Raw genomic sequence first — 1,058 nt, 5'->3', positions numbered from 1 at the left:
TGTCTAAAGAAAAATTTGAACGTTCAAAACCGCACGTTAACGTTGGTACTATCGGCCACGTTGACCACGGTAAAACTACTCTGACAGCAGCTATCACTACTGTTCTGGCTAAAACTTACGGCGGTTCTGCTCGTGCATTCGACCAAATCGATAACGCACCAGAAGAAAAAGCGCGTGGTATCACTATCTCTACTTCACACGTAGAATACGATACTCCAACTCGCCACTACGCACACGTAGACTGCCCAGGACACGCCGACTATGTTAAAAACATGATCACTGGTGCTGCACAGATGGACGGTGCAATCCTGGTTGTTGCTGCGACTGATGGCCCAATGCCACAAACTCGTGAGCACATCCTGTTAGGTCGGGTGTTCCTTACATCATCGTGTTCCTGAACAAATGTGACATGGTAGACGACGAAGAGCTGTTAGAATTAGTTGAAATGGAAGTTCGTGAACTTCTGTCTCAATACGATTTCCCAGGCGACGACACTCCAGTTGTTCGTGGTTCAGCTCTGAAAGCGCTGGAAGGCAACCCAGAGTGGGAAGCGAAAATTGTTGAATTAGCAGGCACCTGGATACTTACATTCCAGAGCCAGAGCGTGCAATTGACAAGCCATTCCTGCTGCCAATCGAAGACGTATTCTCAATCTCAGGTCGTGGTACAGTAGTAACAGGCCGTGTTGAGCGTGGTATCATCAAAGTTGGTGAAGAAGTTGAAATCGTTGGTATTCAAGACACGGTTAAAACAACTTGTACTGGCGTTGAAATGTTCCGTAAACTGCTGGACGAAGGTCGTGCGGGTGAGAACGTAGGTGTTCTGCTGCGTGGTACTAAACGTGAAGAAATTCAACGTGGTCAAGTACTGGCAAAACCAGGTTCAATCAAGCCACACACTAAATTCGAATCAGAAGTTTATATTCTGAGCAAAGATGAAGGTGGTCGTCACACTCCATTCTTCAAAGGTTACCGTCCACAGTTCTACTTCCGTACAACTGACGTAACCGGTACTATCGAACTGCCAGAAGGCGTAGAGATGGTAATGCCAGGTGATAA

General features: G+C 46.8%; 3 protein-coding genes. All 3 read left to right on the top strand.

What is annotated here, in order from left to right; translation table 11 throughout:
- Positions 1-398: GTP-binding protein (locus ACU696_RS01735; RefSeq protein WP_447343021.1), on the top strand; the 398-nt coding region annotated here is incomplete at its 5' end.
- Positions 399-409: 11 nt separating this feature from the next.
- A complete protein-coding gene (locus ACU696_RS01730) occupies positions 410-673 on the top strand; it encodes a hypothetical protein (RefSeq protein WP_447343020.1) in 264 nt (87 codons plus the stop codon).
- The coding region (locus tag ACU696_RS01725; RefSeq protein ID WP_447343222.1) for an EF-Tu C-terminal domain-related protein at positions 565-1,058 on the top strand (494 nt) is incomplete at its 3' end. The genes ACU696_RS01730 and ACU696_RS01725, both read left to right, overlap by 109 nt.

Source organism: Providencia sp. PROV_01, from assembly GCF_053098325.1.
Note: the sequence above shows the minus strand (reverse complement) of the source record. Positions and strands in the feature narration are given on the sequence as shown.

Excerpts from the sequence above, each read along its gene's own strand:
- ACU696_RS01730 (WP_447343020.1), top strand. The coding sequence starts at position 410 with ATGGTAGACGACGAAGAGCTGTTAGAATTAGTTGAAATGGAAGTTCGT.